Here is a 3,205-nt window from a genome sequence, read left to right on the forward strand (position 1 = left end):
GGACCTCGGTGAAGAACTCGCGCATTTGCTCGAGGAGTTCGCCCCCGTACTCAACAGGATACTCGAGGGTGGCCTTGAGCACGAGCCAGGCGACCGGGTTGTATTCGCCTGCGATCACGCGGCAGCCGAGGCGGAGCGCCTCGAAGGGGATGGAACCCCCGCCGGCCATGGGGTCCACGACGAGCGGGTGCTCGGAGCCCGTGGCCTTCCGGAACCACTCCCGGAGTTGCTCTCGGAGGCGCCGCTCCCGTAGTGGGCTGAACCTCCACGCGTCCTTGGAGTGGAGGCCGAGGATCCGGGTGAGCTTGTCCTCGTCCGCGTCCTCGGGGACGAGGGTGAGCAGGGTGGCGGCGCGGGAGGCGGTGAGGGGACGTCTGGCCCACCATACGTGCAGCTTGTTGAGTGGCGTCATCACGGCGAAGGAGCGCTCTCGGGTGGACTGCTCGGAGGTTTCCTCCACGGGGAACCACCGGTCGATCTTTCGGGCCACGGGGTCCTCCCCCGCGGCGTTCCCTGGGGTGTGAGGATGGCGCTGCCCTGGCGCAAGTTATTTAAACGTAACGGGAACGTACCGGGCCCCTAAGTCCGCGGGCCGCGGGGTGGTGGGGTTGGCGCGTGGGATCGGTGAGCTGGTTGAGCCGCGGGGGTTCGTGCGGGAGGGGAAGTTCGGGCCGGCGTTTGAGGTGCGGTTGTCGAGGGTGGTCGTCGGGGAGGATGAGCTGTTTTCGGATCCGCGGGATTTCTTCCGGATGACGGTGCCGACGGAGGGTATGGTGGAGGCGTGTCGGCTGGTGCTGGAGGGTCTGGTGGGTAGAGGCGAGGGTACGGTCGTGCTGCAGACGCTGTTTGGTGGTGGTAAGACTCACGTGCTGGCGACGCTGTGGCACATGGTGAACGACCCGGAGGCGGCGCTGGAGGAGTTTGTGCCGTCGGTTGAGAAGGTCCTGGGAGAAGGGCGGGCGAGGGAGCTTGAGGTCCTACTGCGTCGGCTGAAGGGGATGGAGGGTCGGGTGGCGGTCATCGACGGGATGGAGCTGTCCACGGTGCTTCCGGATTGGGCCGAGAAGGCGCGGAATGAGAAGGTTCCTCACCTGGCGTGGGCCGCGCAGCTGGGACGGGAGGTTTATCGGGAGTGGGTGGATCGGTTTCCGAGGAGCCGGGACGCTGGGAAGGTGGATCGGGGTGACGTGAGGGAGGCGCTGGGTAGGGCGCTGGAGGAGTGCGACTTCGTGCTGACGTTGGTGGACGAGGCGCCGGCGCTCATGGTGGGTCGGAGTAAGGGCGTGCGGGACGCGTTCTTGAAGTTCTTTCAGGTGCTGCACGATGCGACGCAGGATGAGCCGAACACGGGGCTGGCGCTGTCGATTCCGGACGAGAGCGTGTACGAGTGTTACGCGGAGGAGCTGGGTCGGAAGGTCACTCGAGAGGAGGTTCGTGGGGCGCTGAAGGATCTGGGCGACGTGCTGGATCGGGCAGGGGAGCCGATGGAGCCGGTGAGTGATCAGGGGGAGCTCGTTGAGATCGCGCGGCGGCGGTTGTTTGAGCGGGTGGAGGGTCCGCCGGAGGATCTGGTGGCGCGGTTTCGGGCGCGGTTGAGGGAGCTGCTGGGCGACGAGAGGGGTGCGAGGAAGCTGGCGAGGAGGTTGGAGGAGACGTGGCCGTTTCATCCGGCGTTGGTGGACTTGTTGTGGGGTAAGCTGTCTGAGGTGGAGGGGTTTCAGCGGACGCGGGGGGCGTTGAAGGCGCTGGCGGCGGTGACGCGTTGGGCGTTGGAGCGCGATCCGGGGGCGCCGTGGATCGGGCCGGAGCATGCGTGCCTGCGGGATGACGGTGTGCGGAAGCACCTGGTGCGGCCGGTGGCGGAGGGGACGCTGAGGGCGTGGGTGAGGGATGTGGAGGAGCGGGCGGGGGATGTGGAGGTGTCAGGGGACTTGAGGCCGGTGGAGGTGGCGCGGGTGATCCTGCTGCACAGTCTGCCGCGGGAGGCGCGGGGGGCGAGGAAGCGGGACGTGTTGGTGGCGGTGGCGCGGCCGGATCGGGAGTTCACCAGGGCGGACGTGGAGACGGTGTTGGATCGGTTTCGGGAGGTGCTGTGGTACTATCACGTGGAGGATGGTCGGTACCTGTTCAAGGAGGAGCGGAACGCGACGGCGTTGATCATGGAGGCTCGGGAGGAGGTGGGTGGGAGGGCGGCTCGGCGGGTGCTGCGGGAGTTTCTGTACCTGGATCGGGAGGAGCTGGGCAGGGCGCGGGAGCGGTGGTCGGAGCTGGGTGTGGACGTGAGTCCGGAGCTCGGGGCGTTGGAGCGGGAGGAGTGCGTGCGGGTGTTGGTGTGGCCGGATCGGGAGGAGGTTGGGCGGGTCGCCGCCGAGGGGCCGGTGCTGGTCGTGTTGGATGGGGAGAGGGATCCGGAGGACGTGCTGCCGGAGGGGTTCGAGTTCCCGAACGCGGTGGCGTTTTTGGTCCCGGATGAGGACGCGTTGGAGGATGCGTTGGAGGAGGCTCGGTGGTTGGAGGCGATTCGGGTGGCCTTCGGTTGGGACGAGGCGGAGGGGTTGGAGGGGGAGCTGCGGGAGCGGGCGCGGGAGCACGCGGAGCGGTTGCGGGCTCGGATTCGGCGGGCGTACGGGCGGTTGTTGCTGCCGGAGCGGGGTGGTGGTTGGCGGGAGGTCTCGGTGACGGTCTCGGGTGGGACGTTGGGTGAGGCGGTGTTGGAGGAACTGCCGGTTCGGGAGGGTGTCGCGCCTCGGTACCTGGCCTCCAGGATCGTGGTGGACGTGATGGAGGCGCGGGAGGTGTACCGGGAGTTCCTGCGGCGGCCGGGTGAGGGTTGGGTGTCGCCCTCGGGGGTGAAGAGGGCGCTGCAGGAGGCGGTTCGGCGGGGATGGTTGGCGGCGAGGAGGGGTGATCGGGTGTACTACCTGGAGGAGTGTCCGCTGGATCTGGACGGTGAGTGGGTGGTGGGGCCGCCGGGGGAGCTGGAGCCGTCGGTGGAGTGGGTGCTGGAGCGGGTTGAGGGGGTGCTCGAGGAGGGTGGGACTCGGGTGGACGAGCTGTTGGAGGCGCTGCTGGAGGGTGCGGACGAGGGGGCGCGGGAGACGGCGGAGCGGGTGGTGGCTCGTGCGTTGGCGCGGGCGGTTGAGCGGGGTGAGCTGGTGGCGGTCGTCGACGGTGAGCGGGTGACGGTGGATCCGGAGGAGCTGTT

Annotated in this window: 2 protein-coding genes; one reads left to right on the forward strand and one right to left on the reverse strand. The window is 68.5% G+C overall.

Annotated elements, in window-relative coordinates:
* A partial coding sequence (locus tag ACXJJV_RS00655) for a DUF1156 domain-containing protein (protein WP_456466244.1) occupies positions 1–490 on the reverse strand: 490 nt, incomplete at its 3' end.
* A gap of 118 nt (positions 491–608) precedes the next feature.
* Here ACXJJV_RS00655 and ACXJJV_RS00660 point away from each other — a divergent pair.
* The coding region (locus ACXJJV_RS00660) for a DUF499 family protein (protein ID WP_456466245.1) at positions 609–3,205 on the forward strand (2,597 nt) is incomplete at its 3' end.

This window comes from Methanopyrus sp., assembly GCF_053997775.1.